We start from the raw sequence: 12628 nt of genomic DNA, 5'->3' as shown, positions 1-12628 counted from the left end.
CCGCCGCCGCCCGAGTCCAGGATCATCCGGTAGCGCTCGTTGGTCTGCTCGGCGTTGCCGAAGCCGGCGAACTGGCGGATGGTCCACGTCCGCCCCCGGTAGCCGGTGGCGTGCAGCCCCCGGGTGTACGGGTACTCGCCGGGCCAGCCGATCCGCTCGAAGCCCTCGACCGGCTGGCCCGCGGGCGGGCCGTAGACCGGCTCGACCTCGTCACCGGAGAGGGTGGTGAAGTCCGCGTCCCGCTTGCGGGAGCTGTCGTACCGCTGCTGCCAGCGCTGCCGTCCGCGCTCGATCTCCTCGGCGTCCATGACCCCGAACTCCGCTCCGTACGGCCGCCACGGCACGTGGACGGCACAACTGTTAGGACGTCCTATCAATTTACTCGGACGTCCTAGTAATTGTCGATGGAGCCGGGGCCCGGCCGGGGGCGAACGCGCCGGAAAACGCCGAAAAGGGCCGGTTCGGGCACGAGAAGGGCCGGTTCGCGGCTCCGGAAAGCGAAGGGCGCCCCTCCCCGGCGCGGGGAGGGGCGCCCTCGAAGGCGCGGTGGACGGCGCGTGGCTCAGACGCCGGCGGCCTGCCGGGCGGCGCCGGCGGCGGGGAGCCGCTCGCCGGCCTCGCGGACCACCCGGCGCTCGGCGACGAAGGAGGCGAACGGGATGCAGCCGGCGGCCAGCGTGAGGAGCATCCGGCCCAGCGGCCACTTGAGCTTCTGGCCGAGCAGGAAGGTCACCACGAAGTACCCGACGTAGAGGTAGCCGTGCAGCATCGCGACGTAGGTGGTCAGGTCCTCGGCCGTGTCGAAGCCGTACTTCGCGACCATGAAGCCGCAGAACACGAGCAGGGCCACACCGGTCGCAATGGCCAGGGCCCGGTACCAGCCCAGCAGGGGGTTCGCCTTCATACTCTTCATCGCCTCGCTCGCCGGAATGGGCCGGTACGCCCGGATCCGCGCACCGCTCCCCACGAGGGTAGCCGCCGCTTACGGGTGGGCCGTGCAGCGCCCTACTCCGCGGGCTCCGCGTCCGGCTCGGTGAAGTCCCCGGCGGCCACCCGCAGCGGCCTCAGCAGGTCGAACACCTGACGGCACTGGTCGGGGCCGTACTCCTCCAGGCCGAACTCCATCGCCATCAGCTCCCGGGTGGCCTCCTCCACGACCTCGCGGCCGCGGGCGGTGATCGCCGCGAGCACCCCGCGGCCGTCCAGCGGGTTGGGCCGGCGGCCGACCAGACCGGCCCGCTCCAGGCGGTCGACGGTGTTGGTCACGCTGGTCGGGTGGACCATCAGCCGCTCGCCGATCTTGGACAGCGAGAGCTCACCGGTCCGGCTGAAGGTGAGCAGCACCAGCGCTTCGTACCGGGCGAACGTCAGCCCGTACGGCTTGAGCACGGCGTCCACCCGCGCGAGCAGGATCTGGTGGGCGCGCATGATCGAGGTGATCGCCGCCATCGAGGGGACTCCGCCCCAGCGGCGGGTCCAGAGCTCGTCGGCGCGGGCGATCGGGTCGAAGTCGAGTGCGAGGGGCTTGGCCACGCCCCTTACCGTACCGGCGGGCGGCCAGGGTGTTACCAGGCGTCCTGATGGTGGACAAGCGCGACACGTGGCGGGATCACGCCAGTGGGGCGCACAGGTCCGTACCAGCACATTGCGGGGGTGTGAACCACCGCCAATCGCCCGCCGCCGGCCGCCCGTTGGCCGCCGATCCGGCGTTCGGCCCGTAGTCAGGCCTCGGTTCGGGCGGTAACCCGCTGCAAGGCGGGGTGGTTCGACCGGATTTGTCGCCCCGTTTACCTTCCGCCGGGCTGGCGAGACCTGGCCAATCGATGAACAAGACCTGTCATTTCACTTGTTGGATTGTCATGCTTTCGCCCAGCCCCGTTCGGCAGCCACCGCCCCACTCACCGGTGGCACCGCCGCTCGACCGCACGGAGCAGGAGCACGTCAGCGCCCGTCCCGCCCCTCAGGTGCCAACCCCGGCACCCCGGGACGCGGCGCAACCGCACATCCGCGGTTTCCCTGGAAGGACCTGTACGTGAAGCGAAAGCTCGCAGCCGGCGCCGTACTCTCCGCCACCGCCCTCCTCACCGGCGTCATCCAGGTGGGCACCACCGCCGCCCAGGCCGCCCCGACCCCCGCCGCGCAGGCGCAGGCCGCGCAGCAGCGCGAGGCGGCGATCGCCCTGGCGAGCGGTCAGACCGGCCCGCTGGCGCAGGCCCTGGCCCTGGGCGGCCAGGAGCAACTGGTCGCCAAGGACGCCGTGGTGGACGCCGACGGCACCCGCCACCTCCGCTTCGAGCGCACCTTCGCCGGCCTGCCCGTCCTCGGCGGCGACCTGGTGGTGCACGAGGCCGCGAACGGCTCGGTCGAGGCCGTGGACAAGGCCGTCGCCGCGACCATCGACCTGCCGAGCCTCACCCCGCAGATCCCGGCCGACAAGGCCGCCGCGCAGGCCTCCGGCGCGGTCCAGTCGACCGTCGGCATCGCCGCCGACAAGGACGAGTCGCCGCTGCGGGAGGTGCGCCAGGCCGGCGCCGCCAAGCTCGTGGTCTGGGCCGCCGACGGCAACCCGCGACTGGCGTACCAGACGGTCGTCCAGGGCCTGCGCGCCGACTCCACCCCGAGCAGCCAGCTGCTGGTCACCGACGCGGCCACCGGCGAGGTGCTCTCCACCCACGAGCAGGTGCAGACCGCGACCGGCACCGGCAAGGGCGTCTTCGTCGGCAGCGTCCCGCTGACCACCACCCAGAGCGGCTCGACCTACCAGCTCAAGGACGCCTCCCGCGGCAACCAGTCCACCAGCGACCTCAAGGGCCGCACCTCCGGCTCGGGCACGCTGTACACCGACGCGGACAACGCCTGGGGCACCGGCCTCGCCTCCAACACCCAGTCGGCGGCGGTGGACGCCCAGTTCGGCGCGGCGGCCACCTGGGACTTCTACAAGAACGCGTTCGGCCGCAACGGCATCAAGAACAACGGCGTCGGCGCCACCAGCCGGGTCCACTACGGCAAGAACTACGTCAACGCGTTCTGGGACGACTCCTGCTTCTGCATGACGTACGGCGACGGTGACGCCAACACCCACCCGCTGACCGAGATCGACGTGGCCGGCCACGAGATGACGCACGGCGTCACCTCCGCCACCGCGGGGCTCAACTACTCGGGCGAGTCCGGCGGCCTCAACGAGGCCACCTCGGACATCTTCGGCACCATGGTCGAGTTCTCCGCCAACCTCGCGACCGACAAGCCGGACTACCTGATCGGCGAGGAGATCGACATCAACGGCGACGGGACGCCGCTGCGCTACATGGACAAGCCCTCCAAGGACGGCGGCTCGGCCGACTCCTGGTCCTCCGGCGTCGGCAACCTGGACGTCCACTACTCCTCCGGCGTGGCCAACCACTTCTTCTACCTGCTGGCCGAGGGCAGCGGCGCCAAGACCATCAACGGCGTCAGCTACAACAGCCCCACCTCCAACGGCTCCACCGTCACCGGCATCGGCCGGGACAAGGCCGCCGCGATCTGGTACCGCGCCCTGACCGTCTACTTCACCTCCACCACCAACTACAAGGCCGCCCGCACGGCGACCCTGAAGGCGGCCGGTGACCTCTACGGCACCACCAGCACCCAGTACGCGGCGGTGGCCGCGGCCTGGAGCGGCGTCAACGTCAGCTGACGTCCGCACGACAGCGCCCGGGGCCTCACTGGGAGGGGAGGCCCCGGGCGTTCGCGCGTCCGCGCCGGGCCGGGGAGGGCCGGGGAGGGCCGGAGCGGCGCCCGGCCCGGCGCCGTAGCAAGGGCCGCGGCGGGCGACAAGGGCGGCCGCTGGCGGGATCCCGCCAGCGGGACGAAGCACCCCGAACCGGTCACCCGGCACACCGGAACCACCCGTACCCGACGACTGGCGAGACCTGGCCAATCGCCGGCGGCGCCCTGTCCTTTCACGACCTGCGCTTGTCATGCTTCTGACCAAAGCCCCGTTCGACGGCTGTCGCCCCACCCACCGACCGGCCGTCGGAACCGCACGGGAGCAGCACGTCAGCGCCCTACCGCCCCACGGCGCCAACCCCGGCGCCCCGGTACGCGGCGTGACCGCGCACACGCGGTTTCGTGGAAGGAACCCCGTACGTGAAGCGAAAGCTGACAGCCGGAGCCGTACTCTCCGCCACCGCCCTGCTCGCCGGCGCCATCCAGGTCGCCGCCGCCCCCGCCCAGGCCGCCGCGCCCTCGGTGGTGCAGCAGCACGACGCGCTGATCTCGCTGGCCGGCACCGAGGCCGCGCCGGTGGCGCAGGCGCTCGCCCTCGGCGGCCAGGAGCGGCTGGTCGCCAAGGACGCCGTGGTGGACGCCAACGGCACCCGTCACCTGCGCTACGAGCGGACCCTGGGCGGCCTGCCGGTCCTCGGCGGCGACCTGGTGGTGCACCAGAAGGCCAACGGCGCGATCACCTCGGTGGACCGGGCGTTCGGCGGGCAGCTCTCGCTGCCGAGCCTCACCCCGGCGCTCTCCGCCGACAAGGCCGGCGCCCAGGCGCTCGGCGCCGTCCGGGCCACCGTCGGCATCGCCGCGGACAAGGACGAGTCGGCGATCAGCCGGGTCGACGGCGCGGGCACGGCCACCCTGGTGGTCTGGGCCGCCGACGGCAACCCGCGACTGGCGTACCAGACCGTCGTCAAGGGCGAGCGGGCCGACGGCACGCCGAGCAGCCAGCGGCTGGTCACCGACGCGGCCACCGGCGAGGTGCTCTCCACGCACGAGGAGTTCCAGACCGCGAACGGCAGCGGCAAGGGCGTCTTCGTCGGCAGCGTCCCGCTGACCACCACCCAGAGCGGCTCGACCTACCAGCTCAAGGACGCCTCCCGCGGCAACCAGTGGACGGGCAACGCCGCCAGCGGGAACGCGCTGTACACCGACGCGGACAACGTCTGGGGCAACGGGCTCGCCTCCGACACCCAGTCCGCCGCGGTGGACGCCCAGTACGGCGCCGGCGCGACCTGGGACTACTACAAGAACACCTTCGGCCGCAGCGGCATCAAGAACAACGGCGTCGGCGCGAGCAGCCGGGTGCACTACGGCTCCAACTACGTCAACGCGTTCTGGAACGACTCCTGCTTCTGCATGACGTACGGCGACGGCTCGGGCAACACCCACCCGCTGACCGCCATCGACGTGGCCGGCCACGAGATGACCCACGGCGTCACCTCCGCCACCGCCGGGCTGGTCTACTCCGGCGAGTCCGGCGGCCTCAACGAGGCCACCTCGGACATCTTCGGCACCATGGTCGAGTGGTACGCCAACCTGCCCTCGGACGTGCCGGACTACCTGATCGGCGAGCGGCTCAACCTGAACGGCAACGGCACCCCGCTGCGCTACATGGACAAGCCCTCGAAGGACGGCGCGTCCAAGGACTCCTGGTACTCCGGGGTCGGCAACGTGGACGTCCACTACTCCTCCGGCGTGGCCAACCACTTCTTCTACCTGCTGGCCGAGGGCAGCGGCGCCAAGACCATCAACGGCGTCAGCTACAACAGCCCCACCTCCAACGGCTCCACCGTCACCGGCATCGGCCGGGACAAGGCCGCCGCGATCTGGTACCGCGCGCTGACCGTCTACTTCACCTCCACCACCAACTACAAGGCCGCCCGCACGGCGACCCTGAAGGCGGCCGGTGACCTCTACGGCACCACCAGCACCCAGTACGCGGCGGTGGCCGCGGCCTGGAGCGCGGTGAACGTCAACTAGTCACCACCGGAACCACACCTGGAAACGGCGACAGGCTGCCGGGGCCCACTGGGAGAGGAGGCCCCGGCAGCCTGTCGGCCTGCCCGCGGTCGGTCGGGCGGCGATCAGGCGGTGGCGGGCTCGCGGGCGGGTACGAGCTCGCCGCGCTCCTCCTTGGCGAGGGTCCGCTCGGCGAAGAAGCCGCCGGTGGGCAGCACCGAGAGGACGAACAGTAGGATGCCGCGCTTGGCGTCCCACTTCTGCGCCTGCCAGGCCATGATCCAGAACACCACGTACAGGACGAACAGGATCCCGTGGATCATGCCCATCACCGGCACCGCGTCGAAGCTGGTGGTGCGCTTGAGCACCGAGCAGACCAGCAGCAGGAGGAACGAGAGGCCCTCGGGGCCGGAGACCAGACGCAGGCGGTGGACGGCACTGCTGTTCACGATGGGCACCTCAGTCAGGAGTCGAAGATCGCTTGTGAACCGGCTCACAAGCATCCCCGCCATTATCACCGAGCACATGTCCGACCCCGCTCCCGGGGTGCGGCGCCGGCGGGCCCGGGGTCCGGCGGCGGACACGCAGGGGATACGGAGCCGGTACAGCCGGTGTCCGACGGGCCGGTTTTGTCGCAGACAGGTACCAGAACGACCCCACCCCCTCCCCCCGAGCTGCCGGATCCCGCTACATTGCGGCGGTGGCACAGTTTCGACTCCAAGGGTCCAAGACGCTCGCCGTCGACATGACGGGCGATGGCGTGAAAGCCAGAAACGGCTCGATGGTCGCGTACACCGGCCAGATGAACTTCAAGAAGCTCAGCGGCGGCGGTGACGGGCTGCGCGGCGTCGTGACCCGACGGCTGACCGGTGAGCAGATGACGGTCATGGAGGTGAAGGGGCAGGGCACCTGCTACTTCGCCGACCGAGCCACCGAAATCAACCTGGTCCGGCTGAACGGCGAGACGCTCTACGTCGAGTCGGACAACCTCCTCTGCACCGAGGGCACGCTGAAGACCGGCACCAGCTTCACCGGGCTCAACGGCATCTCCTCCGGGAACGGCCTGTTCACCACCAAGGTGGAGGGCCACGGCTGGGCCGCGCTCACCTCCAAGGGGCCGGCGATCATCCTGCGGGTCTCCCAGGGCATGCCGCTGCGGGTGGACCCGGGGGCGTACGTCGCGCACACCGGCAACCTCAGCCGCAGCCTCAAGTCGGGCGCCGGCTGGTCGACCTTCATCGGCGAGGGCGGCGGCGAGGCGGTCCAGGTGGAGTTCTCCGGCGAGGGCCTGGTCTACGTTCAGCCGTCCGAGAAGATCACCATCGGGGGCGACGTCTGATGCCGTTCACCAGGATCAACAACAAGATGATCGAGGCCCGGGTCGTCCCCGGGCAGCGGATGTTCAGCCAGCGCGGCGCGATGCTCGCGTACACCGGCGAGGTCCGGTTCACGCCGAACCTCACCGGCGGCCAGGGCGGCGTCATGTCGATGATCGGCCGCCGGGTGGCCAACGAGGACACCCCGCTGATGACCGTCGAGGGCCAGGGCACCGTGATGTTCGGCCACGGCGGCCACCACGTGCACGTGATCGACCTGGCCGGCGACACCCTGTACGTCGAGGCGGACCGGCTGCTGGCCTTCGAGGGCTCGCTGCAGCAGTCCACGATGTTCATGGGGTCACAGGGCGGCGTGATGGGCATGGTCCGCGGCCAGGTGACCGGGCAGGGCCTGTTCACCACCAAGCTGGACGGCCACGGCGCGGTGGCGGTGATGGCGCACGGCGGCGTCTTCGAACTGCCGATCACCCCGCACCAGCCGGTCCACGTCGACCCCCAGGCCTACGTCGCGCACCGCGGCCAGGTCCAGAACAAGCTGTCCACCGCGCTGGGGTGGCGCGACATGATCGGACGCGGCTCCGGCGAGGCCTTCCAGCTGGAGCTGTCCGGGAACGGCACGGTGTTCGTGCAGGCGAGCGAGGAGAAGCTCTGATGTCCTACCCGCCGCAGCCCCCCTACGGGCAGCCGCACGACCCGTACGGCCAGCCGCAGCCGTACGGCCAGCCGTCGCCGTACAACCAGCCCACCCAGCCCGGCTACCCGGCCGCCCCGCCGCCGCCCGGCTACGGCCCGCCGCCCGGGCAGGGCTACCCGCAGCAGGGCTACCCGCCGCCTCCGCAGCAGCAGGGTTACCCGCAGCAGCAGCCGCAGCAGTACGCCCAGGAGCAGTACGGCGGCGCCCAGGCCCCGCTGCCGAAGGCGCCGGACGGCTCCGGCCCGGTGGTGCACGACGTGCACAGCCTGCCGGCGAACGACAACGTCAACCCGTACGCCTTCTCGGTCGACCTGAACGGGTCGTACTTCCTGCAGAAGGGCAAGATGATCGCCTACTACGGCGACATCTCCTTCAAGGGCGTCGGCGCCGGGGCGATCGACCGGATGCTCGGCCAGCACTTCAACTCGCCGATGCACGCGGCGGACTGGGTGGTCGCCGAGGGCCGGGGCAAGCTGCTGCTGGCCGACCGCGCCTTCGACCTCAACTCCTACGACCTGGAGGAGGGGAACCTGACCGTCCGCTCGGGCAACCTCCTGGCGTACGAGCCCACGCTGCGGCTCAAGCAGTCGATCATCCCCGGATTCCTCACGCTGATCGGCAGCGGCAAGTTCGTGGCCGCGTCCAACGGGCCGGTGCACTTCGTCGAGCCGCCGATCCGGGTGGACCCGCAGGCGCTGGTCGGCTGGGCGGACTGCCCGGCGCCGTGCCACCACTACGACCACGACTACATGCACGGGGTGATCGGCGGGATCCGCCGGCTGACCGGCCTGGGCGGGGCGTCCGGCGAGGAGCACCAGTTCGAGTTCATCGGCGCCGGCCAGGTGCTGCTGCAGTCGACCGAGGTGCTGATGGCCGACCGCAACGTCGGCCAGGTGCACGCCGAGGCGGGCGTGCCGATGGGCGGGGTGCCGTCGCAGCCCGCGGCCGCGGGCCACGGCGGGGGCAACCTCAACGTGCCCGGGCTCGGTAACCTGGGCGACCTCGGGCGGCGTTTCGGCCTGTAAAGTCGTACAAGATTGAACTAAATGCGGTATGCTCGCACCATGGATACGCGCACGATCGACGCCGCCGACGTCCCCCCCTCGCAGCCGGAGGAGGGGACTCCGTGGCTCAGCGCCCGGGAGCAGCGGCTGTGGCGCGCCCACCTGGAGGTCTCCAAGCTGCTGGACTACCAGCTCAGCCGCGAACTCCAGCCGCACAACCTCGCGATCAACGACTACGAGATCCTGGTCGTGCTCTCCGAGGCACCCGAGCGGCGGATGCGGATGACCGACCTGGCCACCGCGACCCTGCAGTCCAAGAGCCGGCTCTCGCACCAGATCACGCGGATGGAGACGGCCGGGCTGGTCCTGCGGCAGGAGTGTCCGGGCGACCGGCGCGGCCTCTACGCCCACCTCACCGAGCAGGGCTGGGGGACCATGCAGAAGGTCGCCCCGGACCACGTGCGCAGCGTCCGGACGCACTTCATCGACCGCTTCAGCCCCGAGCAGCTGGACGCGATGTACCAGGCCCTGGCCCCCGTCGCCGAACACCTGCGGGACCTCCGCGGCCGGGCGTAACTTCGCCCGCTCGCTGTACTTTCGCCCGCTCGCCTCCGGGGCGCTCAAGTGGGTGGCGCGGCTACGGAAGGCCGGCACCGGCGCGCCCCTTCGGCTCGGGGCGGGTCGGGTGGGTGGCAGGGCGGGATCGGAGTGGGCCGGTTGTGCCGGGGCCCGGTCGGCCGTCGGTGCGACGGGTGACCGGGCCCCTCGTCGTGTTCAGCCCTGGGTGAGTCCGGCGACCAGTTCGTCGGCGGCGCCGTACGGGTCCAGCTCGCCGGCCACCACCCGCTCGGCCAGGGTGGCCAGGTGGCGGTCACCGTGCAGGTCGCCGATCCGGGAGCGCAGCGCGGCCAGCGCGATCGCCTCGATCTCGTCGCCGGCCCGGCGGCGGCGGCGCACGGCCAGCTCGCCGTGCTCCTCCAGCCAGGCGCGGTGCTTCTCCAGCGCCTCGACCACCTCGTCGACGCCCTCGCCGCGGGCCGCCACGGTCTTCACGATCGGGGGCCGCCAGTCCCCCGCCTCGCGGGTCTCGCCGAGGCCGAGCATGTGGTTCAGCTCCCGGGCGGTCGCGTCGGCGCCGTCCCGGTCCGCCTTGTTCACCACGAAGACGTCGCCGATCTCCAGGATCCCGGCCTTGGCGGCCTGGATCCCGTCGCCCATCCCGGGGGCGAGCAGCACCACGGTGGTGTCCGCCTGGGCGGTGATCTCCACCTCGGACTGGCCGACGCCGACGGTCTCCACCAGGATCACGTCGCAGCCGGCCCCGTCCAGCACCCGCAGCGCCTGCGGGGCCGACCAGGAGAGGCCGCCGAGGTGGCCGCGGGTGGCCATCGAGCGGATGAACACCTCGGGGTCGGTGGCGTGGTCCTGCATCCGGACCCGGTCGCCGAGCAGCGCGCCGCCGGAGAACGGCGAGGACGGGTCCACCGCCAGCACCCCGACCCGCTTGCCGAGCCGCCGGTAGGCGGTGACCAGGGCGGAGGTCGAGGTGGACTTGCCCACGCCGGGCGAGCCGGTCAGCCCGACGGTGTAGGCCCGGCCGGTGTAGGGGGCCAGCGCCGCCATCGCCTCGCGCAGCTGCGGGGCGGCGTTCTCGACCAGCGAGATCAGCCGGGCCACCGCACGCGGCCGGCCCGCGCGGGCCTGCTCGACCAGGGTCGCGACATCGATCATCAGGAGCTCCTAGCGCCGAAGGGCCGCGGACCGCTGGTGGCGGTCCGCAGCCCCTGAGGTAAGTCGGATGATCAGGCCTTCGCGGCCTGCTCCTTCGGAACGCGGACGATCAGCGCGTCGCCCTGGCCGCCGCCGCCGCAGAGCGCGGCCGCGCCGATGCCGCCGCCGCGCCGCTGGAGCTCAAGCGCCAGGTGCAGCACCACGCGGGCACCGGACATGCCGATCGGGTGGCCGAGCGCGATCGCGCCGCCGTTGACGTTGACGATGTCGGAGGAGACGCCCAGGTCCTTGGTCGACTGGTGGGCGACGGCCGCGAACGCCTCGTTGATCTCGATCAGGTCGAGGTCACCGACCTCCAGGCCCTCCTTGGCCAGCGCGTGCTTGATCGCGTTGGACGGCTGCGACTGCAGCGAGTTGTCCGGGCCCGCGACGTTGCCGTGCGCGCCGATCTCGGCGATCCAGCTCAGGCCCAGCTCCTCGGCCTTGGCCTTGCTCATCACGACCACCGCGGCGGCGCCGTCGGAGATCTGCGAGGAGGTGCCGGCGGTGATCGTGCCGTCCTTGGTGAAGGCCGGGCGCAGCTTGGCCAGGCCCTCGACGGTGGTGTCCGCCCGGATGCCCTCGTCCTGGCTGAAGACCAGCGGCTCGCCCCTGCGCTGCGGGATCTCCACCGGGGCGATCTCGGCCTCGAAGACGCCGTTCTGCTGGGCCTTGGCGGCCCGCTGGTGGGACGCGGCGGCGATCTCGTCCTGGACGTCGCGCGGGATGCCCAGGCGGGTGTTGTGCTTCTCCGTGGACTCGCCCATCGGGATGTTCTCGTAGGCGTCCGTGAGGCCGTCGTGCGCCATCGCGTCCAGCAGCTCGATCGCGCCGTACTTGTAGCCCTCGCGGGACTTCGGCAGCAGGTGCGGGGCGTTGGTCATGGACTCCTGGCCGCCGGCCACCACGATGTCGAACTCGCCGGCCCGGATCAGCTGGTCGGCGAGCGCGATGGCGTCCAGTCCGGAGAGGCAGACCTTGTTGATGGTGAGCGCCGGGACGTTCATCGGGATGCCCGCCTTGACGGCGGCCTGGCGGGCCGGGATCTGGCCGGCGCCGGCCTGCAGCACCTGGCCCATGATCACGTACTGGACCTGGTCCCCCGCGACGCCGGCCCGCTCCAGGGCGGCCTTGATCGCGACGGCCCCGAGGTCGGCGCCGGAGAAGCCCTTGAGCGAACCGAGCAGGCGACCCATCGGGGTCCGCGCACCGGCAACGATCACAGAGGTGGTGTTGGTCATGGGACGAGCCCCTTCGCACGTCGTGGCCAGGTGAGGATTCCGCTCAATGTACTGACCTGCTACCCGTCCGTCACCGGACCGACGGTGTGATCGAGCGCACTGGCACGATCCAGTCAACACCGTGTCAACCCGGTCCGGGTGAACCCCGCCCGTGTGAGCAGGCTCGCACCCGGATCGCTGGCGCACCCCGGCCGCATGCGCTGCACTGTTGCCGTCCCGTAGCCCGCCCAGACCCGGAGGCCACCGTGCTCACCCGCATCGACCACATCGGCATCGCCTGCCGAGACCTCGACAAGACGGTCGAGTTCTACCGCGCCACCTACGGCTTCGAGGTGTTCCACAGCGAGGTCAACGAGGAGCAGGGGGTGCGCGAGGCCATGCTCAAGATCAACGACACCGGTGACGGCGGCGCCTCCTACCTCCAGCTGCTGGAGCCCACCCGGCCCGACTCCGCCGTCGGCAAGTGGATGGAGAAGAACGGCGAGGGCGTCCACCACATCGCGTTCGGCACCGCCGACGTGGACGGCGACTCCGAGTCCATCCGCGCCAAGGGCATCCGGGTCCTCTACGAGCAGCCCCGGATCGGCTCGATGGGCTCCCGGATCACCTTCCTGCACCCCAAGGACTGCGGCGGTGTGCTGACCGAGCTGGTCACCGCCGCCGAGCCCGGCGAGCACGACGAGCACTGACCCGCACCCGGGTGCCGTCGGGTTCCGACGGCACCCGCCGGGGGTCCGCCCAGGGCCCGCCGAGGGGCCCGCGGCCCTCATGACCCGTCAGTAATGTCGCCCGATGCCCGGAAAACCCCTACGCGGCCATTCCCCCGTGGGACGCTCCCACTACAATGCCCAGGTGCGCGAAGAC

General features: G+C 71.5%; 13 protein-coding genes. 7 read left to right on the top strand and 6 right to left on the bottom strand.

All coding sequences use genetic code 11. From position 1 onward, the window contains the following. The 3 genes from ACIF6L_RS18325 to ACIF6L_RS18315 all read right to left on the bottom strand — a co-directional run. Positions 1-308 (bottom strand): methylmalonyl-CoA mutase family protein (locus tag ACIF6L_RS18325; RefSeq protein ID WP_396492539.1); only part of this gene is annotated, 308 nt, incomplete at its 3' end. Between the two features lie 254 nt (positions 309-562). Next, positions 563-904, bottom strand: coding sequence for a DUF3817 domain-containing protein (locus ACIF6L_RS18320; protein WP_329489647.1), 342 nt, complete (start codon positions 902-904; stop codon positions 563-565). A gap of 101 nt (positions 905-1005) precedes the next feature. Beyond that, a complete protein-coding gene (locus tag ACIF6L_RS18315; RefSeq protein WP_396488486.1) occupies positions 1006-1533 on the bottom strand; it encodes a MarR family winged helix-turn-helix transcriptional regulator in 528 nt (175 codons plus the stop codon). 499 nt (positions 1534-2032) lie between these two features. On the opposite strand from ACIF6L_RS18315, the gene ACIF6L_RS18310 reads away from it, so the two are divergent. Next, positions 2033-3673 (top strand): M4 family metallopeptidase, encoded by a 1641-nt coding sequence (locus ACIF6L_RS18310; RefSeq protein ID WP_396488485.1) that lies wholly within the window; start codon positions 2033-2035, stop codon positions 3671-3673. Positions 3674-4125: 452 nt separating this feature from the next. Next, on the top strand, positions 4126-5739 hold the full coding sequence (locus tag ACIF6L_RS18305; protein WP_396488484.1) for a M4 family metallopeptidase: 1614 nt from the start codon (positions 4126-4128) through the stop codon (positions 5737-5739). Between the two features lie 104 nt (positions 5740-5843). Here the strand turns inward: ACIF6L_RS18305 and ACIF6L_RS18300 are convergent, their stop codons facing one another. Beyond that, on the bottom strand, positions 5844-6176 hold the full coding sequence (locus tag ACIF6L_RS18300) for a DUF3817 domain-containing protein (RefSeq protein WP_396488483.1): 333 nt from the start codon (positions 6174-6176) through the stop codon (positions 5844-5846). Positions 6177-6418: 242 nt separating this feature from the next. Between ACIF6L_RS18300 and ACIF6L_RS18295 the strand changes: the two genes are divergently transcribed. The 4 genes from ACIF6L_RS18295 to ACIF6L_RS18280 all read left to right on the top strand — a co-directional run bounded on the left by ACIF6L_RS18295 (position 6419) and on the right by ACIF6L_RS18280 (position 9329). Continuing rightward, positions 6419-7057 (top strand): AIM24 family protein, encoded by a 639-nt coding sequence (locus ACIF6L_RS18295; RefSeq protein ID WP_329489642.1) that lies wholly within the window; start codon positions 6419-6421, stop codon positions 7055-7057. Then, entirely contained in the window at positions 7057-7707 is a 651-nt protein-coding gene (locus ACIF6L_RS18290; RefSeq protein ID WP_329489641.1) for an AIM24 family protein, read from the top strand. The genes ACIF6L_RS18295 and ACIF6L_RS18290 overlap by 1 nt, the downstream gene beginning before the upstream one ends. Positions 7708-7964: 257 nt before the next feature. Continuing rightward, positions 7965-8774: an AIM24 family protein gene (locus ACIF6L_RS18285; protein WP_329492249.1), complete on the top strand. Its 810-nt coding sequence runs from the start codon at positions 7965-7967 to the stop codon at positions 8772-8774. A 39-nt stretch (positions 8775-8813) separates the two neighbouring features. Further along, positions 8814-9329 carry a MarR family winged helix-turn-helix transcriptional regulator gene (locus ACIF6L_RS18280; RefSeq protein WP_396488480.1) on the top strand — a complete coding sequence of 172 codons (516 nt, stop codon included), beginning with the start codon at positions 8814-8816 and terminating at the stop codon, positions 9327-9329. Positions 9330-9527: 198 nt separating this feature from the next. Here the strand turns inward: ACIF6L_RS18280 and meaB are convergent, their stop codons facing one another. Then, on the bottom strand, positions 9528-10484 hold the full coding sequence (meaB, locus tag ACIF6L_RS18275) for a methylmalonyl Co-A mutase-associated GTPase MeaB (RefSeq protein WP_396488478.1): 957 nt from the start codon (positions 10482-10484) through the stop codon (positions 9528-9530). A 71-nt stretch (positions 10485-10555) separates the two neighbouring features. After that, positions 10556-11764, bottom strand: coding sequence for an acetyl-CoA C-acetyltransferase (locus ACIF6L_RS18270; RefSeq protein WP_359835717.1), 1209 nt, complete (start codon positions 11762-11764; stop codon positions 10556-10558). Between the two features lie 245 nt (positions 11765-12009). Here ACIF6L_RS18270 and mce point away from each other — a divergent pair, with 245 nt between their 5' ends. Next, a complete protein-coding gene (gene mce, locus ACIF6L_RS18265) occupies positions 12010-12453 on the top strand; it encodes a methylmalonyl-CoA epimerase (protein WP_329489637.1) in 444 nt (147 codons plus the stop codon). The last annotated feature ends 175 nt before the right edge of the window (positions 12454-12628 follow it).

This window comes from Kitasatospora sp. NPDC086009, from assembly GCF_044540385.1.
Lineage (GTDB): Bacteria > Actinomycetota > Actinomycetes > Streptomycetales > Streptomycetaceae > Kitasatospora.
This window is presented reverse-complemented; position numbering and strand designations above follow the sequence as displayed.